Source organism: Streptomyces sp. NPDC046887 (assembly GCF_040644755.1).
Classification (GTDB): domain Bacteria; phylum Actinomycetota; class Actinomycetes; order Streptomycetales; family Streptomycetaceae; genus Streptomyces; species Streptomyces lichenis.
Genome location: NZ_JBEYXH010000008.1, coordinates 16,713 through 43,288 on the forward strand (window position 1 = coordinate 16,713; position 26,576 = coordinate 43,288).

Consider the following 26,576-nt stretch of genomic DNA (forward strand, 5'->3'; position numbering starts at 1 on the left):
CCATGGACATCGAGTGGCGGAAGTCGTCCTACTCCGGCGAGGCGAACAACTGCATCGAGATGGCGACCGCGGACGGCGAAGTGCTGCTCAGGGAGAGCGACGACCCGGGCGTGGTCGTGCGCACCACCAAGTCCAAGCTGGCCGCCTTCCTCGCGGGCGCCAAGGCCGGGGAGTTCGACGACCTCGTCTGAGCTGGCATATGCCACATCAGGCAACATGTTGTTTTACGCTTCGAGTGAGGCGTACCGTGTGTAGCGGTCGCCTCCCCGAGAGTAGCCGGGTGGCGGACAAGAGTGCCCCGGCGGTGTTAGCGGCACCCCGGGGCGTGGCCAACCCACCCCTCACAGGAGCGTCAGCATGTCCCACCGTATCCGCCCGGGCCTCGGTCTCGCACTCGCCCGTCCCGCGCCCGCCGCGCCCGCGCCCGTACGGGAGCCGGAGCCCGAGCCCGTACGCGTACCGCATCCGCCGGAGCCGCCGCAGGGCGACCTCGTCCCGGTCTGCCCGTTGGGGGTGGCGGTATGAGCAACACCCCGCCCGTACAGGTCCGTCGGGTTCCCAGCAAGCCCGTACGGCGTGAGGAGGACGGGTCGATCGCCATCGAGCTGTGGCTGCGGCGCGAGCGGGTCTTCGAGTCGGACGCCACCCTGCGGCTCTCACCCGCCGAGGCGGAGGTGCTGCACGCCCAGCTCTGCTACGCGCTGGACGACACCACCGCCGACCTCGTCCCGCTGCCCGAACGTCCGGACTGCCGCAAGGCGATCCTCGACCGCCACCCGCGCTGACGGCGACCGGTTGTCGGCGCGGGGGAAGCCGGGCGGTGGGCGGAAAACGCGTACTGTCCGGCCTGGTCGCTGTGCCACGCTGTGCCCGATGACGGACACCACACCCTATGACCACGAGCGTGACCGGTTCTCCCGGTCCGCTCTGGCGCGCCTTGTCCTATGTGACCGCGCCGTCGGCCTGGCCGACACGGCCGCGCATCTGGCGGTCACCCGCTTCGACGCCTACACGGGCCCGGGAGGTCGTGCCGGCGAGGCGCTGACCGTCGCTCAACTCGCGGACCGGCTCGTTGTCGACGCCGTGGTCTACGAGCGCGAGCGCGGTAGCTCCTGGGAGGACATCGCCCGCTACCTGGACATGGACAGCGCGGCGGCAGCGAAACGCTTCACCCCCGAACTCGACCGGTGGGACACGGCGTTCGCGATGCCCTATCGCCTGGACGAGACCGGCCGCAAACGCCTCCCGCAACTGCCGAGGGCGGCTTACGACCCCGAGCGCGCGTGCCGACGACTGGACCTCTGGGCGCACTTGCGCCTCAGCGGCGAGGACAAGCACGCCGTGAGCGCGGGCCTCCGTGCGGATCCCCCGGTGGACGATACCGCCGACCCGAGGCTGCATGACCTCGGCGGGCGGATCGCGCGGCGGAACCTGGCTCCGTTCGTGGGTCTGCTGCTTGAGTACATCGGTTGGTACGGCGCCGACGAGACCGACTGGGACGCCGTGGCGGGCGGTCTGGAGGCCGCCGAGGACGAGGACGTGGACAGCTGGTCCACATACTCCTTTGAGGGGGGCCTGGCCGCGCTGGACATCCGGCTCGCGAGAGTCGCGGACGGCGACGCGCTGTCCGTTGTCGTCGCGGGCGCCCACCACCCCGATCTGCGGCTGCGGATCGACACGCTGCTGGCCGCGTACACCGATGGCGAGTTCTGGTCTAGACCTTGACAGGTTCAGACCATTCCGGTGAGCTGTGCCCATCCCCCCACCGATCGACCTGTCGGTCGATCTACGGACCCGCAATCCCCACGGGTCTCCCCCCACGGAAGGGCTTCCTCATGTCCCGACGTATGTCCCGACGCCTGTCCCGGCGGATGCTCGCCCTGGTCACCGGGGTCTGTACGGCCGCCGGTATCGCCATGTTCGCGCCGAGCGCGGGTGCCGCCGCTCCTGCCGGGGCCGGCGTCGCGGCTGCCGACTGCGTGGCCCCTTGGAGCGCGTCCACCGTCTACACCGGCGGCAAGACCGCCTCGTACAACGGCCGCAACTGGCAGGCGAAGTGGTGGACGCAGAACGAGCGGCCCGGCTCGTCCGACGTCTGGGCCGACCAGGGTGCCTGCGGTGGTGGTACCGGGCCGGGGCCCAACCCGAACCCGAGCGGCTTCGTCGTCAGCGAGGCGCAGTTCAACCAGATGTTCCCGAACCGGAACGCCTTCTACACGTACAAGGGGCTGACCGACGCGCTCAGCGCCTTCCCCGCGTTCGCCAAGACCGGCAGCGACACGGTGAAGCGGCAGGAGGCGGCGGCGTTCCTCGCCAACGTCAGCCATGAGACCGGCGGACTGGTCCATGTGGTGGAGCAGAACCAGGCCAACTACCCGCACTACTGCGACTCCTCGCAGCCGTACGGGTGCCCGGCCGGGCAGGCCGCGTACTACGGGCGCGGGCCGATCCAGCTCAGCTGGAACTTCAACTACAAGGCGGCCGGTGACGCCCTCGGCATCGACCTGCTGCGCGACCCCTTCAAGGTGGAGCGCGACCCGGCGGTGGCCTGGAAGACCGGCCTCTGGTACTGGAACACCCAGAACGGCCCCGGGACCATGACCCCGCACAACGCCATGGTCAACGGCGCGGGCTTCGGCCAGACCATCCGCTCCATCAACGGCTCCCTGGAGTGCGACGGCAAGAACCCGGCGCAGGTCCAGAGCCGGATCAACAAGTACCAGAGCTTCACCCAGATCCTGGGTGTGCCGACCGGGTCCAACCTGAGCTGCTGAGCCCGGGGTCCGGCCCTGCCACCGGACCTGCGAACGGCCGTCGGTGCCGCGGTGAACGTCCTCCCGCGGGGCCGGCGGCACCGTCGTCTTCTCGGCCCGGACGGGGCGTCAGGTCCTGATTGCATCACGGTTCCGCGTGCGTGCCGTCACGGTTTGGTAATCGGGAGGTATAAGGACGGCGTAAAGGCGCGATAGCGCGTCTCGGGTACCCCCGGTCTCAGTAACGTACGCCCGTTCGATCACCTGATCTTCCGGCTGTCGGATTCCCCGATCATCACCGGAACCTCACGCAAGGACGTATCCGCCATGGCCGTTGAGCAGCCGCCCGCCGCCCCCGCCGAGCAGCCGCAGCCGCCCGCCTTCGACGGGGCCGCTCCCGCCCCCGCCGCCAAGCCCAAGGGCGGCAAGGGCAAGAAGTTCCTCCGGGTGGTCGCCCTGATCGTCGTGGCCATCGCGGTCAAGTTCGGCATCTCGTACCTGTTCAACTCCCCGGTGCACGCCGAGGCGGGCGACTGTGTGCGGGTGACCGGCAGCGAGAACAGCCCCGAGGTGGACACCAAGGACTGCTCGGACAAGGACGCCAACTACAAGGTGGTCAAGGTCGTCGACGACACCTTCGACACCAACAGCTGCGGCACCGTCGGCGAGGCCGCGCTCGCCCAGCAGTGGGAGTCCGAGAAGTTCGTCCTCTGCCTCGACCCGGTGAAGTAACCCCGGTTCGCTCAGGTCCGGTCGTCGGCGGCCCGGCGGGTTCCGACGACCACGGTCGCCCACAGGTCCTCGCAGGTCTCGACGGACGCCACCAGCCCCCCGGCGGTGACGATCGCCGTGGCCGCGGGGACCTGCCGCTCGCTGGTCTCGAAGAGCAGACTGCCGCCGGGCGCCAGCCACTCGGCCGCCTCGACGGCCACCCGGCGCAGCACGTCGAGCCCGTCCCGGCCGCCGTCCAGGGCGACCCGCGCCTCATGCGCCCGGGCCTCCGCCGGAAGCAGTTCCACCTCCTCCGTCGGTACATACGGCACATTGGCGAGCAGGACGTCCACCCGTCCGCGCAGCCGGGGCGGCAACGGGGCGAACAGATCACCCAGGTGGACCGACCCCGGTGCGGCGATGTTGCGACGGGCGCACCGGACGGCGGCCGGGTCGATGTCGGACGCGTGCAGCTCGGGCCGGTGCAGGCCGGCCGCGAGCGCGGCCCCCAGCGCACCCGAACCGCAGCACAGGTCCACCACCACCGCCCCCGCCGCCGGGGCGAGCGCGGCGGCCCGGTCCACCAGGAACTCGGTACGGCGGCGCGGCACGAACACCCCCTCGTCCACACTGATCCGCAGCCCTCTGAACTCGGCCCAGCCCACGACATGCTCCAACGGCCGCCCGGACGCCCGGCGCGCGACCATCGCGTGCAGCTCCTCCGCGGTGCGGGCCGCCGAGAGCAGCAACTCCGCCTCCTCCTCGGCGAACACGCACCCGGCGGTGCGGAGGGCGGCAACGGTCGTCGCACGGTGCGGGCGGAGGGCCGCGGTCGACGATTCAGGGGAGGGCTGGGGCACGGAGGACATGGGAAGCCTTTCGGGATGCACCGCGGGTGCTCCCGTACGGACGTGTATCCCTAGCCGACGGTGCGAGAACCGACGGAGAAGGCGTCAACGGAGAAGGCGAGCACCCGTTCTGACCTGCGGTTGATGGGGACTCACCTCCTCGGTGCGCTGTCGGTCCGGCACCCGGCGCCGCGATGGCGCGGGGTTCTGGCCGACCTTACACGGCGCCTGTCCGGGGCGCGGCCCCGGCGGGGGGCACGGCAAACCGCTGGTGGGGGCCCGGGAGCGCGTGGAAGGGTGGCGGCATATGAGCGCCACGCCAGAGCCGAGCACGGGGTCCCGGATATCCCCGCCCTCCCTGTCTTTCCTCACGATGAGCGGGCCGGTGCGCGGGAGGCGGGCGCCCGGCGGTGTCACCGCCCTCCTCGGCATCCCGTACGCCGCCCCGCCCTTCGGTCCGCACCGCTTCCGCGCGCCCCAGCCCGCCGCCGGATGGAGCGAGCCGCGCGACTGCCGGGACTTCGGGCCCATCGCCCCGCAGTCGGCGGAGCTGCCCGGCGCACCGGTATGGCGCCCCGAGGACGAGGACGTGCTCACTGTCAACGTATGGGTGCCGTCGGAGCCGGGCGGCGGGCCGCTGCCGGTGCTGTTCTGGATCCACGGCGGCGCCTACACCTTCGGCTCCTCCGCCCAGCCCGACTTCGACGGCAGCGCCCTGGCCCGTGCCGGGATGGTGGTGGTCAGCTGCAACTACCGGGTGGGCTTCGAGGGCTTCGGGCATGTGCCGGGCTTCCCGGAGAACCGGGGACTGCTCGACCAGGTGGCCGCGCTGCGCTGGGTGCGCGAGAACATCGCCGCGTTCGGCGGCGACCCGGAGAGGGTCACGGTCGCCGGGCACTCCGCGGGAGCCGGGTCGGTGGTGTGCCTGATGGCGATGGAGCGGGCGCGCGGGCTGTTCCGGCGGGCCATCGCCCACAGCGTGCCCGCCGCCTTCTTCACCGTCGGCGTCGCCGCGGCGACCGCGGCGAGGATCGCGGCCGAGGCCGGGGTGGCGCCCACGGGCGAGGGGCTGCTCTCCGCCTCACCGCGGCGACTGGTGGACGCCTCCGACCGGGTCGGCGGAGTGATCGGGGACGACCCCGTGACCGCGATCCAGGCGTACGACCCGGTGGTGTTCCAGCCCGTGGTCGATGGCGAGGTGCTGCCCATGGATCCGCTCTCCGCGCTGGAGGCGGGCAGCTCCGGGGACGTGGACCTCCTGGTGTGCCATGCCCTGGAGGAGTACTGGTTCCTGCACGAGGTCGGGGCGGTGCGGGAGATCACCTCGGAGGCGGAACTCACCGACTGCGCCCGGGATCTGGGGCTCCCCGCCGACCTGCTCGACGGCTACCGCGCGCTGATGCCCGGCGCCCCGGTGCTGGACCGCTATCTCGCGCTGCTCGGCGACGCGCAGTTCGGTGAGTACGGCGCCCGGCTGGCCGAACACCACGCGAGGGCCGGTGGGCGGGCGGCGGCGGTGGCAGGCGAGGAGGGGCGGCCCTCGTCCGGTGGACGGGCGTACCTCTCGCGCTTCGCCCGCAGGCGGGCCACCCCGGACGGCTGGACCCGGCCCTGGCACACCGCGGACATCCCGTTCGCCTTCGGCAACCTGGACGCCGACGGCGCCGCGTTCCTCATCGGCGGCGCCCCCGACGAACAGGACCGGGCCCTGTCCCGCCGCATGCTGCGCGCATGGGCCGACTTCGCCGCCTCGGGAGACCCGGGCTGGCCCCCGATCACCCCCGATGCCACCCCGGTCAAGCTCTGGGCCGTCCCGGCGGACCACCTGGCGGACGACGCCACCTCGGACGTACGGGAGCTGTGGAGAGGGGTCCCGCTGGGCCTCCAGCGGCACTGACGCCTCCCCCCGGTACCAGGAGGGAGGCGACCGCCTCCCCCCGGTACCAAGAAGGGAGGCGACCGTCCCCGCGACCCGCCTCTGGCTGCGTGACCGGTGCCGCCACAGCCGTCAGAGCTGCACCTCAGGGGAGCAGGTGAACGACTCCCGCGGCCTAGCCGGCTGCCTCCTCCGTCTCCATCACCCGCTCCATGGCGCGCGTCAGCCGCTCCAGCGCCGCGGCGGTCTCGGCGAACGCCTCCTTGCCCAACTCGGCCGCCAGGCGGCCCGCGAGGTCGGCGTGGGCTGGTTCTATGCGGGCGATCGAGGCGCGGCCCTCGGCCGTGGGGGCGAGGAGCTTGGCCCGGCGGTGGGCCGGGTTGGGCAGGTACTCGGCCAGCCCTTCCCGTACCAGCAGATCGGCCACCCGCTGCACGCTCTGCCGGGTGATGCCCATGGTGCGGGCGATCCCGGAGACCGGTTGGGGCTCCGGCAGGACGGCGCCGAGCACCTGCCACCAGGCGGCGGTCAGGCCGGCCGGGCGGGCCAGCCGCTCGGACTCGGCGAGGAACTGGCCGTTCAGCCGGAACACTCCGAGGGCGGTGCGGGACAGCAACTGCCGGGCGAGATGGGCCTCCACCGGGGTGAGCTCGGTGGGGGGCGCCGAGGGCCGGGACCCCGGGGGCTGGTCCCGTACCTCGTCCTCGTCAGCGCCCTTGTACTCGCTCGCCGCGTTCGTGCTCGCCGCGTTGGTGCTCGCCGCGTTGGTGCTCATGGGGTCAGTCCTCCGCGTTCAGTTCCTCGAAGGCGGCCGGGTCGGAGTTGTGGAACAGCCGGTACCAGGCGTCGAGCCGGCTGCCCTCGAAGGCGCCCATCCGGCCCAGGACCTCGCGGGCGAAGGCCACCGGCTCGGTCGGGCCGGCGGTGATGAGGTCGCCGTCGGTGACCGCGTCGCTCTCCTCGTAGTGCTTGCCGCCCTCGTACCCGCTCTGGGCCAGGTAGAAGGAGACCGCGCTGGTGTGGCGGCGCTCGTCCAGCAGCCCTTCGCGGGCCAGGCCGAGGGTGGCGCCGCATATGGCGGCGACCGGCACTCCCGCGTCGAGGAAGGCGCGGGCCGTGGTGGTGAAGGGGGCCAGGTCGTCCCCGGCGTCCCAGAGGTCGGCGCCCGGGAGGATCAGCAGGGAGGCGTCCTCGGGGCGGAGCTCGGAGAGGGCCAGGTCGGGGGAGATGCGCAGGCCGCCGAGGCTGGTGACCTGGTCGGTGCTGGGGCCGACCGTGCGGATGTCGAAGCCGGAGCGGGCCAGCCAGGCCGTGGCGTGGCCGGTCTCCCAGTCGGCGAGGGTGTCGTAGACCGCGAGGTACACGGGCTTGCGGGCGGCGGGGGCGGACGTGGCCTCGCCGTCAGCGGCCGTGGTGGTGGAAGTGGTGGAGGTGCGGGAGTCGGTGCCGGTCATGGGTGCCTCCTCGGTGGGTGATGACATAATGCTGTCATGAAGGCAGGACACTGTCAACGCCCTTCTCGTGCTTCTCTTCAGGGAGGCGCCCTGCCTGTGCTTCTCTCCAGAGAGGCGCCTTGCCTGTACTTTTCTCCAGAGCGGCCGAGCGCCGTCCGTAGAGGACGACACCCTGCCGATCCAGGCCCTTTCCGCCATACAAGATGGCCATACCGGCACCCGTCCGCGGTTACCTACCCTGGCCCGCATGACCCCTCTGACCCCTCATGCCGATCCGCAGGCCGGGGCGGCCGTCAAGGCCGCCGACCGCGCGCACGTGTTCCACTCCTGGTCAGCCCAGGGCCTGATCGACCCGCTCGCGGTCGCCGGCGCCGAGGGTGCGTACTTCTGGGACTACGACGGGAACCGCTACCTCGACTTCACCAGCGGCCTCGTCTACACCAACATCGGGTACCAGCACCCGAAGGTCGTCGCGGCCATCCAGGAGCAGGCGGGGAAGCTGGCCACCTTCGCCCCGGCCTTCGCCGTGGACGTGCGGTCCGAGGCGGCCCGGCTGATCGCCGAGCGCACCCCCGGCGACCTCGACAAGATCTTCTTCACCAACGGCGGTGCCGAGGCGGTGGAGAACGCCATCCGGATGGCCCGCCTCCACACCGGCCGCAGCAAGGTGCTGTCCGCCTACCGCTCGTACCACGGCGCCACCTCCACCGCGATCAACCTCACCGGCGACCCGCGCCGCTGGGCGTCCGACACCGCTTCGGCCGGCGTCGTCCACTTCTGGGGCCCCTTCGCGTACCGCTCGCCGTTCTACTCGGCGGACGAGGCGCAGGAGTGCGAGCGCGCGCTCGCACATCTGGAGGACACCATCGCGTTCGAAGGGCCCGGGACGATCGCGGCGATCATCCTGGAGAGCGTCCCCGGCACCGCCGGGATCATGGTGCCGCCGCCCGGCTACCTGGCCGGCGTCCGCGAGCTCTGCGACCGGTACGGCATCGTCTTCGTGCTGGACGAGGTCATGGCGGGCTTCGGCCGGACCGGCGCGTGGTTCGCCGTGGACCACTTCGACGTCGTGCCCGACCTGCTCACCTTCGCCAAGGGCGTCAACTCGGGGTATGTGCCGCTGGGCGGGGTCGCGATCTCGGCGGAGATCGCCGCCACCTTCGACAAGCGGCCCTACCCCGGCGGACTCACCTACTCCGGTCACCCGCTGGCCTGCGCCGCGGCCGTCGCCACCATCGAGCTGATGGAGGAGGAGAAGGTCGTCGAGCAGGCCGCCCGGCTGGGCGAGCGGATCCTCGGCCCCGGGCTGCGGGAGCTGGCCGAGCGGCACCCCTCGGTCGGCGAGGTGCGCGGCCTCGGCGCGTTCTGGGCGCTGGAGCTGGTCCGGGACCGGGAGACCCGCGAACCGCTGGTGCCGTACAACGCCACCGGTGAGGCGGGCGCCCCGATGGCCGCCTTCGCCGCGGCCTGCAAGAAGAACGGCCTGTGGCCCTTCGTCAACATGAACCGCACCCATGCCGTGCCCGCCTGCAACATCACCGAGGCGGAGGCGAAGGAGGGCCTGGCCGCCCTGGACGCGGCGCTCTCGGTCGCCGACGAGCACACCACCGCGGCCTGAGCCCCCGCCGCGCCGGGGCACCCCCGCCCGGCTCGTGGCGGTGCTCGTGAGGGCGGGAGACCTCCGTCACGAGCCCCCGGCCCCCTCCTCCGGCTGCCTTAAAGTGTCCGGAACCATGCACGAGGAGGGGGCCCGACCCATGCCCGCCAGCGGAGCCGTCACCCGCAGCACTCTGCGCCAGCAGATCGCGGACGCGCTCCGTGACGAGGTGCTCGCCGGGCGTCTCGGTCCGGGCGAGGAATTCACCGTCAAGCAGATCGCCGAGCAGTACGGGGTCTCCGCCACCCCGGTCCGGGAAGCGCTGGTGGACCTCACCGCGCAGGGGCTGCTCGACTCCGACCAGCACCGGGGCTTCCGCGTCCACCGCTACTCGGTGGAGGACTACCGGGGCATGGTCGAGGCCCGCGCCCTGGTGGTCGACGGGGTCTTCCGGCGGCTGTGCGTGTACGGGGAGACCTACCAGGAGCAGGAACGGGACGGGGGTCGGGATCGGGACGGCGGTGGGGGTGGTACGCCGCTGCCCGCGCCCGCCCGGTCGCCGGAGGAGCGGCCGCCGGTGCCTGCTCGCGGGCCGGAGGAGCGGCAGGCGCTCGGGGCGATGCCGGGCGAGGGGGCCGTCCGGCGGGCCCCCGTGCGCACCCCGCCGCAGGGGGCGCGGCTGGTGGCGGTACGGCGCCGGGGCGAGGAGGCGGCACGGGCCGCGCGCGCCGGGGAGCTGGACATCCTCATCGGCTACGACCTGCGGTTCTGGCGGGAGCTCAGCGGCTTTGTCGCCAACCCCTACATCGTCGGCTTCCTGCATCGGCTGCGCGTCCAGGCCTGGGTGTTCGCCGTTCCCCATCTGCGGGCCGACCCCCGGCGGGACCGGTGGCTGTGGAGCGGGCACGAGGAACTGGTCGACGCGGTGGCGCTGGCCGACCCGGAGGCGGTCAGCACCGTCATGGACGCGTACAACGCGCACTCCCTGCGGTGGGCCGACCATCTGGAGCGCTGTTCCTGAGCGTCCCTGATCTGCTTCGACCGTCCTTGACGGTCCTTGGCCGCGGTGCGCCGCGGCTACCGGCCCCCCGCGGTGGGTAGGGGACGTGCATCCGCCGGCCGCCGGATGCGGGCCGTCGTCCACCGCGCACTACGCTGTCCCGACCCGCGACCGAAGGAGAGCGAGTCCCCCTTGGCCTGTGACCTGTGGTTGGTCCCCCTTGTCGACGTCCTCTGCCACAGTCCCGACAACCCCTTCGCGGAGGAGATCGCCGTCTATGATGCGGCGCTCACCGAGGCCGGTCTGCCGACCGTGCCGGTCTTCGCCTATATGCCGGGGCTCTCCGGCGACGTGGCGCCCGTCGCCGGGTTCGACTACGACGCCCTGCACTTCCTGCGCCGCGCCTATCTGCTCCAGCTGTGCGGCCTCGCCGTCACCCCGGTCGACGCACTGGGCGGGGACTACGAGCAGCTGCTGGAGATGTTCGAGTCCACCGCTCAACAGTCCCATCTGGTCTGGCACTACGACCACGCCGGCGCGTACGTCCCGCTGGACTTCCGCGCGCCACTGTCCAACGACGCACTGCTGGCCGGGGGCGGACCGCTCGGTTCCGCGCACGGGCTGCTGCGCGAGCTGGAGTACGTGGCACCCGCCATCGGCATCGACCCGGCCAACCCGCCCGCCGCGCCCCGGCCCCCCGAGCGGCCCACCGCCCTGGAGGAGCCGGCGGGCCCCGTCCCGTACGACGACAGCCCGTTCGCCCGGGAGCGCCATGTCTGGCTGGGGCTGCACGCGGCCGCGACCCGGAGCCTGGGCCAGGGCTCGATGATCATCTTCAGCTGACGGCCGGATCCTCGGTCAGCTGACGGCGGGATCCGCCGCCGGCCGCTTGCCGCCCGCCGCCCGGACCGCGTTCCGCTTGGCGCGGTCCGCCTCAGCGCGGCTCGGGCGGGCGCTGGCGCGGCATGTTGGGGCGGGTGCCCGGGGGCAGCGGCCGGCAGCCGCCTGCCGGAGGGGCGGAGTCCGGTACGCCGGGGGAGGGCGGGTACGCCGGGACCGCGTACGTCACCAGGGGCGCCGGGCCGGAACGGAACGCCGACATCCAGTCGGCCGTCTCGGTCCGCACCAGCTCCGCCACCTCCTCCGAGAACCGGCGCAGCACCGCCAGGCACCGTTCGGCCGCCTCGCCCGCCGTGCCCTCGGCCGGGCCCAGCACCTCCCGTACGCTCTGTGCCGCCCAGTCGAACTGGAGCCGCTGGAGGCGTCGGTGCACCGCCTGCGCGGTCGCCACATCCCGCATCCAGCCGGAGGTGAGGCCGAAGTAGCGGTCGCAGGCCAGGCAGGCGGCGCCCAGCAGCAGCGACATATAGCCCCAGCCGGCGGCCCCGGCGAGCGCTCCGGTGAGGTCCAGCAGCGGCAGCGCGGCCCCGGCTACCGCGCCCAGCGCCGTACCGCCCCGCAGCGCCCGCGCGCCGCGCCGCTTCCAGCCGCGATCGGCCAGGTACCAGTCGGCCGTACGCAGGGCGTCCTGCTCGACCCAGCGGTACAGCTCGTCCAGCCGGGCGGCCGGCTCGCCCCAGTCGCCCAGCGGGAACGGCCGGCCGGCCAGATCACCGCCCCGGCCGCCGGGCGCCCCGCGCTGGTCGGGTCGGCCGGGCTGGCCGGGCTGCATCTCCGGCTGACTCACCGGGGCACTCCTTCAGGGCTTGTCCAAGGCCCGACCGCCGTCCGCGGGGGAGTGCGCGGGGGCCGTGCGCGCGGTACGGGCGGTACGGAACGTGGCTGCGCGAAATGCGTACTGAACCGTGTACGCGTACGGAGGCGCACCCCGCTTTCCTACCGCCGAATGGCGGGCATCGGGCCCGGAACCCCGGATTTCCGCGTGCTTTCCGCCCTCACGAGGGGTGCCGGACGGTGAGGGACGCGCCCGTTTCTCACCCGAAAGAGTGAGAGCGGGCTGAGGGGGCACACCCACCGGGGACCACGTAGGCTCGGCTTGCCGAGAGTGTTTCCGAGTCGGCGTGGCTTTTCGCTTGCTTGATGCGCTCTCGCGCAGCCCTACGTACCGTTCCCGTCGAAGTGCCAGGAGTGACCGTGATCCCCGGTGGCGGCCAGCCCAACATGCAGCAGCTCCTCCAGCAGGCCCAGAAGATGCAGCAGGACCTCGCCCGCGCCCAGGAGGAGCTGGCGCAGACCGAGGTCGACGGCCAGGCGGGCGGCGGCCTGGTGAAGGCCACCGTGACCGGGTCCGGTGAGATCCGGAACCTGGTCATCGACCCCAAGGCGGTCGACCCGGAGGACACCGAGACCCTCGCCGACCTGGTGGTGGCGGCGATCCAGGCCGCGAACGAGAACGCCCAGGCGCTCCAGCAGCAGAAGCTCGGCCCGCTCGCCCAGGGGCTGGGCGGCGGCGGTATGCCGGGCCTGCCCTTCTGAGCACCGGGCCCGCCCCACGGCGGCCGGACCGGCTCCGGGCGCCGGGGCCACGGCGCCCGGGGGCGGCGCCGACTCCGCCTCTCCCGCGGCGGCCCCCGCCTTCTCACCTCCGCACGCAGCAACTACCGTAAGCATCACAGCACTCCACGAGAGGCGTTCCGTTGTACGAAGGCGTGGTTCAGGACCTCATCGACGAGCTGGGCAGACTGCCCGGTGTCGGTCCCAAGAGCGCGCAGCGGATCGCCTTCCACATCCTCCAGGCCGAGCCCGCCGACGTGCGCCGTCTCGCCGGCGCGCTGATGGAGGTCAAGGACAAGGTGCGGTTCTGCGCGGTGTGTGGAAACGTCGCGCAGGAGGAGCGCTGCGGAATCTGCCGCGACCCGCGCCGTGACGACGCGGTCGTCTGCGTGGTGGAGGAGCCGAAGGACGTCGTCGCGATCGAGCGGACGCGCGAGTTCCGAGGGCGGTATCACGTCCTCGGCGGTGCGATCAGCCCGATCGAGGGCGTCGGTCCGGACGATCTCCGCATCCGCGAGCTGCTGGCCCGGCTCGCGGACGGCACGGTCACCGAGCTGATCCTCGCGACCGACCCCAATCTGGAGGGGGAGGCCACCGCGACGTATCTGGCGCGCATGGTCAAGCCCATGGGCCTGAAGGTGACGCGCCTGGCCAGCGGACTCCCCGTTGGCGGCGACCTGGAATACGCCGACGAGGTCACGCTCGGGCGTGCGTTCGAAGGGAGACGACTCCTCGATGTCTGACGCCACACTGCACGCGCACGCGATGGACCCGGACAGTTTCGCGGTCCAGATCGCCGACTCCATCGAGTCCTTCATCGTCGCCACCACGGAAGTGGCCAAGGGGGACGAACCGGACAGCGCGGTGCCGTTCCTGCTGCTGGAGGTCTCGCAGCTGCTGCTGGCCGGAGGGCGGCTCGGCGCACACGAGGACATCGTCCCCGACGAGCGCTACGAGCCGGACGCCGGTCCGGACATGGACGTGGACGAGCTGCGGATGCGGTTCGCGGTGATGCTGGACCCGGTGGACGTGTTCTCCGAGGTCTTCGACCCGTACGAGCCGCGCAAGGCCCCGGTGCCGTTCCGGATCTCCGACAACCTGGCCGACATCGTCGCGGACCTCCGCCACGGGCTGGCCCACTACCGGGCGGGCCGCACCACGGAGGCGCTGTGGTGGTGGCAGTTCTCGTACTTCTCCAACTGGGGCCCGACCGCCTCGGCCACCCTGCGAGCGCTGCAGTCCCTGGTCTCGCACGTCCGCCTCGACCAGCCGCTGGCCGAGCTGGACGGGCTGGACACCGACGAGGACCTCGCCGAGGACGCGCTCGCCGAGGAGGCGGGCCGGGTGATGGCCGCCGAGATCCTCGGCCCGCTGGGGATGCGTACCGTCAAGTAGGTTCCACGCCGATCCTCCGGTCCGCCCGTGAGGTCCGCCCGTGAGGTCCGCCCGTGGGGTCCGCCGGTGAGGTCCGCCCGTGGGCCGGCTCGCGTGAGCCGGCCCACAATCGCGCGTAGCCCGCGCCGCCCCGGGCAGGAACCGGTCGAGCGGCCGTGGCGCCCCCGTGCTGAGCAGGCTGATCGCGAGATCGCGAAGATCATGCTGGTCAGGTGGTGAGCGGGACATCTCACGATGTGACTGGGCAGGGGCGATTCCCGGCCGCTCGTTAAACTGAGCTGACCGCAAACGGACTGAGCGAGGAGCGCACGTGGGCCTTGTCGTGCAGAAGTACGGAGGCTCCTCCGTTGCCGATGCCGAGGGCATCAAGCGCGTCGCCAAGCGAATCGTGGATGCCAAGAAGAACGGCCATCAGGTCGTTGTCGTGGTGTCCGCGATGGGCGACACGACGGACGAGTTGATCGATCTCGCCGAGCAGGTATCCCCGATCCCTGCCGGACGTGAGTTCGACATGCTGCTGACCGCCGGAGAGCGGATCTCCATGGCGCTGCTGGCGATGGCGATCAAGAACCTGGGCCACGAGGCCCAGTCGTTCACCGGAAGCCAGGCCGGGGTCATCACCGACTCGGTCCACAACAAGGCGCGGATCATCGACGTCACGCCGGGCCGTATCCGTACGGCGCTGGACGAGGGCAACATCGCCATCGTCGCCGGCTTCCAGGGCGTCTCCCAGGACAAGAAGGACATCACCACCCTGGGCCGCGGCGGCTCGGACACCACCGCCGTCGCGCTGGCCGCGGCGCTGGACGCCGAGGTCTGCGAGATCTACACCGATGTCGACGGCGTCTTCACCGCCGACCCGCGGGTCGTGAAGAAGGCCCGGAAGATCGACTGGATCTCGTTCGAGGACATGCTGGAGCTCGCGAGCTCCGGTTCCAAGGTGCTGCTGCACCGCTGCGTCGAGTACGCACGCCGCTACAACATCCCGATCCATGTGCGTTCCTCCTTCTCGGGGCTCCAGGGCACATGGGTCAGCAACGAACCGCGAGGGGACCTCAAGGTGGAGCAGGCCATCATCTCCGGTGTCGCCCACGACACCTCCGAGGCGAAGATCACCGTCGTCGGGGTGCCGGACAAGCCGGGCGAGGCCGCCGCGATCTTCCGGACCATCGCGGACAACGAGATCAACATCGACATGGTGGTGCAGAACGTCTCCGCCGCGTCGACCGGACTGACCGACATCTCCTTCACGCTGCCCAAGGCGGAGGGCCGCAAGGCCATCGACGCCCTGGAGAAGCAGAAGGGCCTGATCGGCTTCGAATCGCTCCGCTACGACGACCAGATCGCCAAGATCTCGCTGGTCGGCGCGGGCATGAAGACCAACCCGGGCGTCACCGCCGGGTTCTTCCAGGCGCTCGCCGACGCCGGGGTGAACATCGAGCTGATCTCCACCTCGGAGATCCGGATCTCCGTCGTCACCCGCGCCGACGAGGTGAACGAGGCCGTCCGCGCCGTGCACACCGCCTTCGGGCTGGACAGCGACTCGGACGAGGCCGTCGTCTACGGCGGTACCGGGCGCTGAGACCCTGACGGCGTCGCGCCGCGGCGTCGCACGGCGGCGGTGGTCCGGATCGGACCACCGCCGCCGTCGCCGTGTCAGTGGGGGTTTGTAGGATCTGTGAACGCCCTGTGAGTGGCTGGCAGAGTTCCGCCGCCCTGACCGCTCGACCTGGGGCGATGGCATGTTCGTCGATGCTTGTCCCCCTGTGCCGCAACCGGCGGCCGGGAGCCGGGCGTCTCCGCGGTCGCCCCATCGTGCAGCCGCGCTAACGGGGCATTCGGGAAGAGCGGGTACGCATGAGGGCAGACGGCACACCGTCAGAAGCGGTGGTGTGGGCGTACAACCCTGACGGGGGGAAGCGTGTCCAACAGGCGTGGCAGAGGTACTCGACATCGCAGCGGTGGTCCCGCTCCGCGCCGGACGCACCGGCCCGGGCGGTGCCGGCCCGGCGGCGCTCATCGGCGCCCTGCCGGCCGGCAGTGGTGCCGCGCCCGGCACGGTACGGCCGCCGGCCGGTGCCGTGCGACCGGCGCCCGGTTCCGTACGGCCGCAGGCCGGTTCCGTACGACCGCTTCGGCGGCCGTCCCGGCGGGGCGGGGGCATGCCGGTGATCGCGCCGATGCCCGCCGCTAGGCGGACGGCGCCCCGGATACCGTCCCAGCGCGGCGCCGAGAGCGCCGTCGGCGGGACGGTGGCGGAGGACAGGGCGACCGCCGGGCCGACCGCCGCCGCCGGGACGACCGTCGACCACCTCACCGAGACCTACCGGGCGCACTACCGCTCCCTGCTCGGGCTCGCCGCGCTGCTGCTGGACGACACCGCCTCCTGCGAGGACGTCGTCCAGGAGGCCTTCATCCGGGTGCACTCGGCGCGCAGCCGCGTCCGCGACCCCGAGAAGACGCTGGCGTATCTGCGCCAGACCGTCGTCAACCTCTCCCGTTCCGCGCTGCGCCGGCGCATCCTCGGACTGAAGCTGCTGTCCAAGCCGATGCCGGACATGGCGAGCGCCGAGGAGGGCGCCTACGACCAGCTGGAGCGGGACGCGCTGATCAAGGCGATGCGCGGGCTCCAGCGGCGGCAGCGCGAGGTGCTGGTGCTGCGGTACTTCGCGGACATGACCGAGGCCCAGGTCGCCGAGACGCTGGGGATATCCCTCGGCTCGGTGAAGGCGTACGGCTCACGCGGAATCGCGGCGCTGCGCGTCGCCATGGGGGCCACGGCATGAGCGAGGGACACAGGGACGGCGCGGAGGCGGCCGGACGGTGCGCCGCACGACCGGACGGAACTGGGAACGACACGGTGAACAACAGCCCGGATCACCAGGGCCCGGGGCGCGAGCGCCCGGACCGCGACGCGGCGGAGCTCGGCACGCCGGACCACGAGGCGCCGTCGGACGAGGATCGAGAACCCGGCGGGCGTGAGCACCCCCCGGCGGACGGCCCCTTCACGAGCTTCCAGCCCCTCTCCTTCGGGCCGGCGGGTGCGACCGGTTCGGCGGATGCGGCCGATGCGGTCGGTTCGGGGGATGCGGCCGGTTCGGGCGAGGGGTCCAGGGTGGACGACGAGCTGGAGCTGCGGCGGATGCTGCAGGGCGCCGTCCGGGGGCTGACGCCCACCGAGGGCAGCCTGGACCATCTGCGCCGGGCGGTGCCCGCGCGGCGGGCCCGCAAGCGGCAGGCCGTGGTGGGGATGGCCGCCGCCGCGTTGCTGTTCGGTACGGCGGTGCCCGCGCTGGTGCATGTCGCCGGTTCCCCCGACACCACCGAGGACTTCCCGGTGAACGCCGGGCACGGCCAGCACGCCCAGGGCGGCCCGGAGGGCTCGTCCAAGAGCGTGGACGGCGGCGGTGGCACCACCGGCGGCGGGGAGGACGGCCCGCGCGCCGTGGAGGAGAGCCCGTCCGGCGAGGACCGCGACGGTACGCCCAGCCCGCGTCCCTCCGCGGAGGCGGCCACCGGGAGCACGGCCGACGGCACCGTCGGCGGGGGCGCCGGGGGAGTCGGCACCGCGGCCCCGGTGAGTACGCCGGTGTGCCAGGCCGACCAGCTCGGCTCCGCCCTCGCGGACCTCGGCCGCCCCGACCCGGAGGGCACGGTGTACGGCACCTTCCGGGTGACCAACACCTCCCCGACCGCCTGCGCGGTCGGCGCCGCCGGGACGGTGGGCTTCGCCACCACCGGGGCCGCCGATCCGGCCAAGGTGTCGGTGGTGCGGCACGCGGCGGGCGACGCCGCGGGCGGGCTGCCGGACCCGGGGCAGGAGGCGGCGGCGCCGCTGCTGCTCCAGCCGTCGGGGAGCTACGAGGTGAAGTTCGCCTGGGTCCCGGCCGAGACCTGTCCGGTGGACAACGGCAGCCAGGAGCCGTCTCCCCAGCCCACCATCCCGCCCACCGAGGAGCCGCCGACGCCCGGCGGGGGGACGGACACCGCCGACACCGGCACCCCCACCCAGCTCCAGCGGGCGGACGGCGGTCTCGCCGACGGCGGGGTCACCGTGACCCACACCGCCGAGCAGGGTTCCCCCACGGCCGCCGCCACGATCACCGAGGCCTGCTCGGGCGCGATCTACCACACGGGCGTGCTGGCGCCCTCCTGACGGAGCCACGATTCCTGACGGGCTCCGACCGGCCGCCGTCTACCTCAGGCCGGCGGCCGGGGCCTCGGCCTCGGGTCCGGCCGCCGGGGCATCCGCCTCCGGGGTGAGGCCGAGGGCGGCGTCGCGGGCGGCCTCCGCCTCCCGGCGGAACAGCCGGAACCACATGAACAGCACAAAGCCGGCGAAGACGAACCACTCCCCGGTGTAGCCCAGGTTCTGGAACGCCTTCAGATCCAGCCCGCTGCCCTCCGCCGCCGTCGCCGGGACGGGGGTCAGCCCGGCCGGGGCGTCGGTCAGGGTCACCCAGGCGTCGACGACCTCGCCCGGGACCAGGTTCACCAGCGAGGCCGCGCTGATCATGCCGACCTGCCCGGACGGCAGTGCCCCATGGCGTACGTCCGGGCTGCCGCTGTGCTCCGAGGCCTGGAGCGCCCCGCTCACCGTGGTCCGGCCGGCCGGGACGCCGGGAGCCTCGGCGCCCGACGGCAGCCAGCCCCGTACCACCGGAAGCTCCTGGCCGCCCTCCATGCGCAGCAGGGTCAGCACATACGAGCCGGGCTTGCCGTCCAGCTCCCGGCCCGGGACGAGGAACTGCCGCCCGTACTCCCCGGTGGCCGTGGCGATCCGGCCGGAGGTCTCCTGGTCGACCGGCAGCAGCTCCCGCAGCGGCGCGGCCCGCACCGAGGCGGGGTCCGGACGCCGCTCGGCCGCCTGGTGGGTGTCCACGCGCTCCTCGAACCGGCCGAGCTGCCACGTCCCCATGAAGACGCAGAAGGGGATCGCCAGCACGACGAAGATGTTGATCCCCCACCAGCGGGGCGTCGTCAGGAACCGGTACACACCACCACGGTACGGAACCGGCCCGGCCCCTCTTCGCGCGGGGCCGCCCCCGGAGGCCGCGCAGACGCCGCCCCCGGGGAGCCCCCGCCGACCGCTGCCCGCCCTCAGCTCCCCGGCGTCAGGTGCCGGGCGGCGAACTCCAGCTCCAGCCGGACCTGCTTGATCCGCTCCTCCACCACCAGCGAGCCGTGCCCCGCGTCGTAGCGGTACACCTCGTGCACCGCGCCGCGGGCGGCCAGCCGGTCCACGTAGTTGTCGATCTGGCGGATCGGGCAGCGCGGGTCGTTCACCCCGGCCGAGATGTACACCGGGGCGCGCACCGCGTCGACATAGGTGATGGGCGAAGATGCCTCGAAGCGCTCCGGGACCTCCTCCGGGGAGCCGCCGAGCAGGGTGCGGTCCAGTGCCTTCAGGGCCTCCATCTCGTCGTGGTAGGCCGTGACGTAGTCCGCGACCGGCACCGCCGCCAGGCCCACCGCCCACGCCTGAGGCTGGGTGCCGAGGCCGAGCAGGGTGAGGTAGCCGCCCCAGGAGCCGCCGCTGAGCACCAGCCGGGCGGGGTCGGCGAGCCCGGAGGCGACCGCCCACTCCCGTACCGCGGCGATGTCCTCCAGCTCGATCAGCCCGACCCGGTGCTTCAGCGCGTCCGTCCACTCCCGGCCGTACCCGGTGGAGCCCCGGTAGTTGACCCGGACCACCGCGTAGCCGTGGTCCACCCAGGCCGCCGGGCCCGCGGCGAAGGCGTCGCTGTCGTGCCAGGTCGGGCCGCCGTGCACCTCGAAGACGGTGGGCAGCGGACCGGTGGCGCCGGCCGGCTTCTGCACCAGGGCGTGGATCCGGCCGCCGGGGCCCTCCACCCACACGTCCTCCACCGGCACCGAACCGGGCGCCCGCGCGCCGGGCGCCTCCAGCACCACCTCACCGGAGGTGGAGCGCACCGCGGGCGGGGTGGCGGCCGAGGACCAGAGGTACTCCACGGTGCCGTCCGGGCGGGGCGTCGCCGAGGAGACGGTGCCCGGCGGGGTGTCCACCTTCACCAGGGCGCGGGTGGCGATCTCGTACCGCCACAGCTCGCTGCGCGCCTCGAAGCCGTGCGCCACCAGCAGCCCGGTGCCGTCCGGGAACCACTCGGCCGACACATCGCCCGGCAGGTCGATGCCCAGGTCGCGCTGCTCGCCGGTGGCCACGTCCCAGAGCATCGGCTCCCAGCGCCCGCGCCGCTGATGGGCCAGGAGCAGGCGGGTGTCGCCGTCCACCGGGGCGAAGCCCAGCACGGACAGGCCCAGCTCCTCGGTACCCCCCTCGGTGTCGTCCAGCTCCGCGACCGGCGAGCCGTCCGGGCGCACCACCCGCACCGCGGAGTGCATGGCGTCGCCGTGCTCGGTGTGCTCGATGGCCAGCAGGGTGCCGTCGTGCGACAGGTCGCCGACCCCGGCCGACTCGCGGTGGCGGTATATCTCCACCGGCTCCCCGCCACCGGGCCGGACCACATGCAGCGTGGAGCCGTCCTCGTCGGTGGAGCGGCCGACCACCACGGTGCCGTCCCGGCCCAACGCCAGCCCGGCCGGGTAGGAGGCGGCGAGCCCCGGCACGGCCGGCTCGTCCGGGCCGCCGTGGAACGGCTGGCGCATCCAGACGCCGAACTCGTCCCCGTCGGTGTCCGAGAACCACCACACCCACGCCCCGTCCGGCGACAGCACCCCGTCGGTGGTGCCGTTCGGCCGGTCGGTGACCTGGCGCTGCCCGCCGCTCTCGCGGTCCCAGGCGTACAGCTCGTAGGTGCCGGTCGCGTTGGACACGAAGAGGGAGCGGGCGGGGGCGTCCTCGGCCCACTCCGGCAGCGACACCCGGGGCGCCCGGAACCGCTGCTCCCACTCGGGTACGGCGTCCACGGCCGTCGTCTGCGTCTGCTGGTTGTTGTCGGTCATGCGCACATGGTCTCGCGCCACGGGCGCCGGTGGGACCGCCGCGGGACCCGGAGTCAGGAGCCGGGCCCCGGGGTCAGGCGGTCGCCGCGCCGCCACCGCGCGGGGTGTCGTCGGCGCACAGGGCCCAGATGACGAAGACGGCGATCGCGATGGAGATGATCGCCCAGACCGGCTGGTACGGCAGCCAGAGGAAGTTGGCGATCAGCGCCAGCGCCGCCAGTGCCACGCCCCCGGCCCGGGCCCAGGTGGCGCCGGACAGGATGCCCGCGCCGACCAGGGCCACGATCAGGCCGATCACCAGGTGGATCCAGCCCCAGGTGCGGGCGTCGAACTCGAAGACGTAGTCGCCGATCTCCGCGTACACGTCGTTGCGGGCGATGCCGACGATGCCCTGGAGCATGTCGATGATGCCGAGCACCATCATCAGCACACCGGCGAACATCGTCCCGCCGGCGGCCCAGCCGGTGCCGGGGGAGCGGCCCTGGGTGCTCCGGTCGCCCGGGGCGGCCCCGGACGCGTTGTGGTGGGCGTACGCGTGCTGGGCGGACCCGGTGGGGTCCTGGGGTGCGTTGCTCATGCTTCCGAGGGTGGCCCCGCCGGGCCGGGGCGGCGACGGGACGGGGCCGTTCGGGTGAACAGCCCCGTGCGCGCTCAGCGCAGCCGGGCGACCAGCAGGGCCACGTCGTCCTGGCCGTCCGGCGGGAAGCGCTCCAGCAGGTGGTCGCAGAGCCGCTCCGGGTCCTCCGGCGCCTCGGCCAGCGCCTTCTGGAGCAACCCCAGGCTGGTGTCGATGTCGATGCCCCGCCGCTCGATCAGCCCGTCGGTGACCAGCAGGATCTCGGTGCCGGGCGGAGCGGTGACCTCGGTGGGCGGGGCGTGCGGCAGGCTCAGTCCCAGCAGCGGGCCGTGCTCGGTGACCATGCGGATCCGGCCGTCCGGGCCGCGCAGCAGCGGCGGGATGTGCCCGGCGTTCGATATCCGCAGCACCTCTCCGTCATGCGGTACGTGGATGATGCACAGGGTCACCGCGACCACCCGCTCATGGGTGCCGAGGAGCCGTTCGAGGCGGCGGTGGATCTCGTGCGGGGCGTGCCCGTCCAGGGCGTAGGCGCGCAGCGCGTGCCGCACCTGCCCCATCAGCATGGCCGCCTCCAGCGAGTGCCCGGCGACGTCCCCGACCGCGATGACCAGGCCGGTCGGCGTATCCACCGCCTCGTAGAAGTCGCCGCCGATCTCCGCGTGCTCGCTGGCCGGCGCGTACCGCACGGCCAAGTCGGCCCGGCCGCTCGCGGGCAGCGCCTCGGGCAGGAAGCTGCGCTGGAGGGTGAGCGCGAGGGCGTGCTCCTCGTTGTAGGAGCGCAGGGCGTCCAGGGCGAGCGCCGTGGTGTGGGCGAGCTGGGTGAGCAGGTCCCGGTCGTGCGGGGTGGTCACGGCGGCGGCCGGCACCACCACGGCGGCGGGCGGCCGGCCGGGCTTGGTCCGCGCCAGGGCGACGGCCAGCGCGCCGTCACCGTCACCGTCACCGTCATCGCCACCGCCACCGCCACCGCCGTCGTCGTCGGTGTCCGTGTCGGTGCCGGAAGACCGGTCGGCTCCGGTGTCCTTGTCGGCGCCGGCGGGCCCGATCGGCAGGGGCCAGTCGGCCCGGGCCACCGTGTCCACCGCGGCCCCGACCCGCTCGCCCAGGCTGTGCCCCTCCCAGTACGGGCGGGCCCCCGGCGCCGACGGCAGCGCCTCGGCGGGGAGTTCGGCGCCGGGGCCGGCCAGGTGGGTCACCTCCCCGTCAGGGGCGGTGAGCAGGGCGTCGGCCGGGGCGTCCAGCACCGCGGCGGCGCCCTCGGCGGCGGTGCGCGCCAGTTCGCCGGTGGTGATCGCCCCGTACAGCCGCAGGGTGATCTGGTTCAGCCGGGCCAGCCGGCCCGCCAGGTCCTCGGCCCGCCGCCGGGCCCGGGTGTAGCGCAGGGTGGCGGTGAGCGTGGCGAGCAGCTCGTCCGGGGCGATCGGCTCGGTGAGGTAGGCGTCGGCGCCGCGGTTGAGGCCCTGGGTGCGGTCGGAGACGGTGATCGCGGAGGCCGAGATATGGATGACCGGGAGGTACGCGGTGCGGGCGTCCGCCTTGATCCGCTCGCAGACGTCGAAGCCGGTCATGTCCGGGAGGCGTACGTCGATGATGGCGGCCTCGGGGCGCGGGTCGGCCCGCTCCAGCAGCGCCAGCCCCTCCGTGCCGTCCGCGGCCTCGACGACCTGGTGCCCGGCGCGGCGCAGGGTGGTGCCGAGCACGTAGCGGTTGGTCGGGTTGTCGTCCACGACCAGCACCAGGGCCGGCCGTTCGTCGCTCTGCCGCTGGAGGGTCACGCGATCCCCGTATCGGTCTCGGCGCCGCTGTCCGAGCCGGTGTCCGTTCCGGTGTCCGAGCCGGTGCCGGTGCCGGTGCCGGTGCCGGTGGACGGCCGGGGCTCGCGGTCGGGCCGGACCACGTCCAAGGCCGCGGCGAGGCGTTCCGGGGTGAGATGGGTCTTGCTGAGGACGGCCCGGGCGCGGGTGAGCCGCGAGCGGTCCAGGGTGTCCTGGTCGGTCGAGGTGAGGACGAGCACCGGCACCTGGGACAGCGCGGGTACGGCGGCGATCTGCTGGAGCACCTGGTAGCCGTCGGGCGCCGGCATGGCGAGGTCCACCAGCACCGCGTCCGGCATGGTGGTGCGGATCATGCGCAGCGCCTGGCTGCTGTCGGTGACCTCGGTGGTGTGCTCGGCCAGCTTGTCGAGGACCGGCCCGAGGGTCCGTACGAAGTCGGGGTCGTCGTCGATGATCACCACACTGCGCAGCAGCGGGCCCTCGCCGAGGGTGCCGGGCCGCCCCTGGGCCGGCGGGTCGGCGGGCAGTTCGATGACCACCCGGGTACCGCTGCCGACCCGGCTGGTGAGGGTCAGCCGGCCGCCGAGCAGTTCGCTGAGCCGGCGCGCGTACGGCAGCCCGAGCCCGGTGCCGGAGCGGCCGCGCTGGTGGGTGCCGCGTACCTGGTAGAACTCCTCGAAGACCCGGTCGAGCTGGTCCTCGGGGATGCCGACACCGGTGTCCGTCACGGTGAACACTGCCCACAGGCCGTCCGTGCGCTCCTCGCCCCGGATGGTGAGCCGCACCGAACCGGCGGCGGTGAACTTCAGCCCGTTGGACAGCACATTGCGCAGGATGCGGGTGAGCATCACCTCGTCGGTGGTGAACCGGCCCGGGAACGGCACATCCTCGATGTCGAGCTCGACCCCCTCCCCGGCGGCGGTGGAGAGGGTGCCGCGCAGCTGGTAGAGCACGGTCCGCAGATCGGTCTCCACCAGCTGCGGCTCCAGCCGGCCGGACTCGGCCTTGGCGGTGTCCAGCAGCTCCTCGACCAGGGCGAGCAGGGTGTTGCCCGAGGAGGCGATCAGCGACACCTGGCGGTGCTGCTCACCGGTGAGCGGGTCGGCGTCCGCCGCCAGCAGCAGCTGCGCCAGCGCGATCACCGCGTTCACGGGGGAGCGCAGCTCATGGCTGACATTGGCCCAGAACCGGGTCTTGGCGGCGCTGGCCAGGCGGAGCTGGCGGCTGCGGTCCTCCAGGTCGGCGTAGAGGGCGACCACGCCCCGGTTGGTCTCCTCCAGCTCGTTGGAGAGCTCCTTGTAGAGGGCCATCACCCCGGTGTTGGTCTCCTCCAGCTCCTCGTTCAGGCGCCGCAGTTCCTCCCGCTGGGCCCGCGCCTCCTCCAAGGCGGCCAGCAGTTCGCGGTTCTGGTTGCGGAGTTCCTCGCTCATGTCGGTCCCGCGCAATGCTGCCAGTTCCTCCTGGACCCGCGCCGACAGGTCCTCGGCGCTACGGGGGCCGGGCAGGTTCTGCCCGAGCACCAGACGGTGCCTGTCGTGCGCGCACAGGTCAAGCAACCGGCGGGAGGCCGCCATGATCTCGGCCGACGGCTCCCGTTCCTCCGCCCACCCGAAGCGCACCTCCAGCCGGTCCGGCCCGGGCGCGGACGGCCGGAAGGCGAACTCGGCGGACAGCCCGGCGGCGCCCAGCAGACTCGACCCGGCCTCGCTGATCAGGGTGACCAGACGGACCCGCTCGGGCTCCGCCAGGCCCAGCGCGCGGCAGAGCGCCTGGCCGTGGCGGCGCAGCCGGAAGAGATCGGGATGGCCGGCCAGTTCCACCCGCGCGAGCACGAGGTCCACGGGCCCGGGGTCGTGGCGGTCGTCGGCCGTGCGCCCGGGGACGTGCTCCACACGGCCGTGGCCGGGGACGTGGCGGTCGTCGGCCGGGGGGCCGCTCACGGCCGGGGCGCCTTCACGACCAGGATGCCGATGTCGTCCCGGCGGCCGCCCGCCTCGCGCAGGATCTGCGCGCTGATCACGGTGGAGCGCCGGGCGAAGAGCCCCGGGAAGGTCTGCGGGGACCAGCGGTCGCTGAGCCCGTCGGTGTGCATCACCAGCACGCTGCCGGGGCCCGCCTCGGCGGTGAACGAGCGGGTGTGCGGCATGTGGTGGCCGACGATGCCCGGGACGGAGAGCAGCGAGGAGCGCCGCTCGCCCCGTACCAGGAAGGCGCTGACGTTGCCGACCCCGGAGAACTCCACGGTGCCCGCGGCGAAGTCCACCCGGGCCACGGCCACCGCCGCGCCGCGGGTGCCGCGCAGCGCCCGGTGCAGGTCCTCCAGCACCCGGTGCGGGCGGGTGTGGGCGCTGTCCCGGAAGGCCTCCCGGGCCACATCACCGGCCCGGGCCGCCTGCGGCCCATGGCCCAGCCCGTCGCACATCATCGCCAGCACCGGCCCGGCGGCCGGACCCGGGGCCGTGACCTCCTGCGCGGAGCCGCCCCCCGGACCCGTCGCCGATACGGGCTCCGGGCCGTCCCCCGGCCCCTGCGCGGGTAGGAGCCCCGGGCCGTTCGCCGATACGGGTCCCGATCCGCCCCCCGGCCCCTGCGACCGTACGAGCCCCCGGCCGTCCCCCGCACCCTGCGCTGCCACGGGTCCCGGGCCGCCCCCCGATCCCCGGCCCAACGAGGCGTTCGCCGAGCGGAGCGCCCAGGTGTCCCCGCACAGCTCCTCCCCGCCGATCGGCCGGGTCAGCCCGCCCGCGTCGATCCCGGTGGGTTCCGCGCGGCGGGCCTCCTCGCCCGCCCAGAACTGGGCCAGCACCGTGGTGCCGCGCCCTGGCAGGGTGTGGATGTCGAACACGTCCGCCAGCCGGGCGATGGCCCCCAGGCCCACCCCGAGGGTGCCGGTGGAGGAGGTGCCGTCGCTGAGCGCGCTCGCCAGATGGGCGATGCCCGGGCCGGTGTCGGTGGCGACGAACTCCACCCCGGCGTGCGGCCCGGAACGGGTCACCCGCAGCGCCAGCGCCCCGTCCACCGCGTGCTTCTGGAGGTTGGTCGCCGCCTCGGTCGCGGCCAGCTCCACCGCCGAGACCCGGTCGGGCGGCAGCCCGACGCGCTTGGCCAGCCGGGACGCTTCCCGCCGGGCGGACATCGCCAGCCCGACATCCACCCGGAGCCAGGTGATGTGCTCGGCCTCGGTCAGGATGGGTGAGTTCACCGGGGAG

At 73.4% G+C, this 26,576-nt stretch carries 26 protein-coding genes; 16 read left to right on the forward strand and 10 right to left on the reverse strand.

The features are described from left to right. Window positions 1–2: 2 nt before the first annotated feature. From ABZ945_RS10630 to ABZ945_RS10655, 6 genes are all read left to right on the forward strand, one after another. Entirely contained in the window at window positions 3–191 is a 189-nt protein-coding gene (locus tag ABZ945_RS10630; RefSeq protein ID WP_361267117.1) for a DUF397 domain-containing protein, read from the forward strand. A 166-nt stretch (window positions 192–357) separates the two neighbouring features. Further along, window positions 358–525, forward strand: a complete 168-nt coding sequence (locus ABZ945_RS10635; protein WP_361266808.1) for a hypothetical protein — start codon at window positions 358–360, stop codon at window positions 523–525. Beyond that, on the forward strand, window positions 522–785 hold the full coding sequence (locus ABZ945_RS10640; protein WP_361266810.1) for a hypothetical protein: 264 nt from the start codon (window positions 522–524) through the stop codon (window positions 783–785). Before ABZ945_RS10635 ends, ABZ945_RS10640 begins: the two co-directional genes overlap by 4 nt. Window positions 786–873: 88 nt before the next feature. Further along, window positions 874–1,725: a hypothetical protein gene (locus ABZ945_RS10645; RefSeq protein ID WP_361266812.1), complete on the forward strand. Its 852-nt coding sequence runs from the start codon at window positions 874–876 to the stop codon at window positions 1,723–1,725. 122 nt (window positions 1,726–1,847) lie between these two features. Continuing rightward, a complete protein-coding gene (locus ABZ945_RS10650) occupies window positions 1,848–2,774 on the forward strand; it encodes a glycoside hydrolase family 19 protein (protein WP_361266814.1) in 927 nt (308 codons plus the stop codon). Between the two features lie 306 nt (window positions 2,775–3,080). Further along, the gene (locus ABZ945_RS10655; protein ID WP_361266816.1) at window positions 3,081–3,485 is read left to right on the forward strand and encodes a hypothetical protein; all 405 of its coding nucleotides are present in this window, start codon (window positions 3,081–3,083) and stop codon (window positions 3,483–3,485) included. A gap of 11 nt (window positions 3,486–3,496) precedes the next feature. Here ABZ945_RS10655 and ABZ945_RS10660 read toward each other — a convergent pair whose 3' ends face one another. Further along, a complete protein-coding gene (locus ABZ945_RS10660; RefSeq protein ID WP_361266818.1) occupies window positions 3,497–4,333 on the reverse strand; it encodes a putative protein N(5)-glutamine methyltransferase in 837 nt (278 codons plus the stop codon). 352 nt (window positions 4,334–4,685) lie between these two features. Between ABZ945_RS10660 and ABZ945_RS10665 the strand changes: the two genes are divergently transcribed. Beyond that, window positions 4,686–6,209 carry a carboxylesterase family protein gene (locus ABZ945_RS10665; protein WP_361267119.1) on the forward strand — a complete coding sequence of 508 codons (1,524 nt, stop codon included), beginning with the start codon at window positions 4,686–4,688 and terminating at the stop codon, window positions 6,207–6,209. Window positions 6,210–6,363: 154 nt separating this feature from the next. Here ABZ945_RS10665 and ABZ945_RS10670 read toward each other — a convergent pair whose 3' ends face one another. Next, entirely contained in the window at window positions 6,364–6,828 is a 465-nt protein-coding gene (locus tag ABZ945_RS10670) for a MarR family winged helix-turn-helix transcriptional regulator (RefSeq protein ID WP_361267121.1), read from the reverse strand. Between the two features lie 139 nt (window positions 6,829–6,967). Next, window positions 6,968–7,642: a DJ-1/PfpI family protein gene (locus ABZ945_RS10675; protein WP_361266820.1), complete on the reverse strand. Its 675-nt coding sequence runs from the start codon at window positions 7,640–7,642 to the stop codon at window positions 6,968–6,970. A gap of 247 nt (window positions 7,643–7,889) precedes the next feature. On the opposite strand from ABZ945_RS10675, the gene ABZ945_RS10680 reads away from it, so the two are divergent. From ABZ945_RS10680 to ABZ945_RS10690, 3 genes are all read left to right on the forward strand, one after another. Beyond that, on the forward strand, window positions 7,890–9,260 hold the full coding sequence (locus ABZ945_RS10680; RefSeq protein ID WP_361266822.1) for an aspartate aminotransferase family protein: 1,371 nt from the start codon (window positions 7,890–7,892) through the stop codon (window positions 9,258–9,260). Window positions 9,261–9,399: 139 nt separating this feature from the next. Further along, window positions 9,400–10,260: a GntR family transcriptional regulator gene (locus ABZ945_RS10685; RefSeq protein ID WP_361266824.1), complete on the forward strand. Its 861-nt coding sequence runs from the start codon at window positions 9,400–9,402 to the stop codon at window positions 10,258–10,260. Between the two features lie 171 nt (window positions 10,261–10,431). Beyond that, the gene (locus tag ABZ945_RS10690; RefSeq protein WP_361266826.1) at window positions 10,432–11,082 is read left to right on the forward strand and encodes a hypothetical protein; all 651 of its coding nucleotides are present in this window, start codon (window positions 10,432–10,434) and stop codon (window positions 11,080–11,082) included. Between the two features lie 91 nt (window positions 11,083–11,173). On the opposite strand, the gene ABZ945_RS10695 is transcribed toward ABZ945_RS10690, so the two are convergent. Further along, a complete protein-coding gene (locus ABZ945_RS10695; RefSeq protein WP_361267123.1) occupies window positions 11,174–11,911 on the reverse strand; it encodes an SLATT domain-containing protein in 738 nt (245 codons plus the stop codon). A 422-nt stretch (window positions 11,912–12,333) separates the two neighbouring features. Between ABZ945_RS10695 and ABZ945_RS10700 the strand changes: the two genes are divergently transcribed. The 6 genes from ABZ945_RS10700 to ABZ945_RS10725 all read left to right on the forward strand — a co-directional run bounded on the left by ABZ945_RS10700 (window position 12,334) and on the right by ABZ945_RS10725 (window position 18,244). Next, window positions 12,334–12,675: a YbaB/EbfC family nucleoid-associated protein gene (locus tag ABZ945_RS10700; protein ID WP_361267125.1), complete on the forward strand. Its 342-nt coding sequence runs from the start codon at window positions 12,334–12,336 to the stop codon at window positions 12,673–12,675. Between the two features lie 161 nt (window positions 12,676–12,836). Beyond that, window positions 12,837–13,436 (forward strand): recombination mediator RecR, encoded by a 600-nt coding sequence (recR, locus tag ABZ945_RS10705; protein WP_248635913.1) that lies wholly within the window; start codon window positions 12,837–12,839, stop codon window positions 13,434–13,436. Continuing rightward, a complete protein-coding gene (locus ABZ945_RS10710) occupies window positions 13,429–14,088 on the forward strand; it encodes a DUF5063 domain-containing protein (protein ID WP_361266828.1) in 660 nt (219 codons plus the stop codon). The genes recR and ABZ945_RS10710 overlap by 8 nt, the downstream gene beginning before the upstream one ends. Before the next feature lie 310 nt (window positions 14,089–14,398). Next, complete coding sequence (locus tag ABZ945_RS10715) at window positions 14,399–15,670, forward strand: aspartate kinase (RefSeq protein ID WP_248635915.1); 1,272 nt, start codon at window positions 14,399–14,401, stop codon at window positions 15,668–15,670. A 580-nt stretch (window positions 15,671–16,250) separates the two neighbouring features. Further along, entirely contained in the window at window positions 16,251–16,874 is a 624-nt protein-coding gene (locus ABZ945_RS10720) for a SigE family RNA polymerase sigma factor (protein WP_361266830.1), read from the forward strand. Window positions 16,875–17,203: 329 nt separating this feature from the next. After that, a complete protein-coding gene (locus tag ABZ945_RS10725) occupies window positions 17,204–18,244 on the forward strand; it encodes a hypothetical protein (protein ID WP_361266832.1) in 1,041 nt (346 codons plus the stop codon). A 39-nt stretch (window positions 18,245–18,283) separates the two neighbouring features. On the opposite strand, the gene ABZ945_RS10730 is transcribed toward ABZ945_RS10725, so the two are convergent. The 6 genes from ABZ945_RS10730 to ABZ945_RS10755 all read right to left on the reverse strand — a co-directional run bounded on the left by ABZ945_RS10730 (window position 18,284) and on the right by ABZ945_RS10755 (window position 26,569). Beyond that, window positions 18,284–19,084 (reverse strand): SURF1 family protein, encoded by an 801-nt coding sequence (locus tag ABZ945_RS10730; protein WP_361266834.1) that lies wholly within the window; start codon window positions 19,082–19,084, stop codon window positions 18,284–18,286. Window positions 19,085–19,188: 104 nt separating this feature from the next. Further along, the gene (locus ABZ945_RS10735) at window positions 19,189–21,012 is read right to left on the reverse strand and encodes a prolyl oligopeptidase family serine peptidase (RefSeq protein WP_361266836.1); all 1,824 of its coding nucleotides are present in this window, start codon (window positions 21,010–21,012) and stop codon (window positions 19,189–19,191) included. A 73-nt stretch (window positions 21,013–21,085) separates the two neighbouring features. Further along, entirely contained in the window at window positions 21,086–21,454 is a 369-nt protein-coding gene (locus tag ABZ945_RS10740; RefSeq protein WP_361267127.1) for a hypothetical protein, read from the reverse strand. Window positions 21,455–21,663: 209 nt separating this feature from the next. Next, window positions 21,664–23,367, reverse strand: coding sequence for a fused response regulator/phosphatase (locus ABZ945_RS10745; protein ID WP_361266838.1), 1,704 nt, complete (start codon window positions 23,365–23,367; stop codon window positions 21,664–21,666). Then, window positions 23,364–25,307, reverse strand: a complete 1,944-nt coding sequence (locus ABZ945_RS10750; protein WP_361266840.1) for an ATP-binding protein — start codon at window positions 25,305–25,307, stop codon at window positions 23,364–23,366. The genes ABZ945_RS10745 and ABZ945_RS10750 overlap by 4 nt, the downstream gene beginning before the upstream one ends. Then, window positions 25,304–26,569 carry an ATP-binding SpoIIE family protein phosphatase gene (locus ABZ945_RS10755; RefSeq protein ID WP_361266842.1) on the reverse strand — a complete coding sequence of 422 codons (1,266 nt, stop codon included), beginning with the start codon at window positions 26,567–26,569 and terminating at the stop codon, window positions 25,304–25,306. Before ABZ945_RS10755 ends, ABZ945_RS10750 begins: the two co-directional genes overlap by 4 nt. Between the last annotated feature and the right edge of the window lie 7 nt (window positions 26,570–26,576).